At 60.1% G+C, this 233-nt stretch carries 1 protein-coding gene; it reads left to right on the forward strand.

Going from position 1 to position 233, the window contains the following annotated elements; genetic code table 11:
* The coding region (locus tag SCA31_RS25650) for a DUF4194 domain-containing protein (protein ID WP_410699741.1) at positions 1-233 on the forward strand (233 nt) is incomplete at both ends.

Below are 233 nucleotides of genomic sequence, written 5' to 3' on the forward strand. Positions count from 1 at the left end.
CTGAAAGGGCCATACATCGACGGCGGCCGTGAAGAGAAATTGTGGACGACGCTGCTTGATAACCAAGTGATCCTCCGGAGCAGGCTCTCTGAGCTCTTCCTTTCCCTCCAGTTGGACCATGACCGGAAGATCGCGGTGCTGCGCCCCGTTGATCCCGAGGTGGTGGGCTCGAATTCGCGCTCAAGCATCCTCCGCCAGCAACGGGCACTGAGCCGCGTGGAAACCATCGTGCT

Origin of the sequence: Chryseobacterium sp. SIMBA_028, assembly GCF_046535285.1 — a bacterium.
Taxonomy (GTDB): Bacteria; Bacteroidota; Bacteroidia; order Flavobacteriales; family Weeksellaceae; genus Chryseobacterium.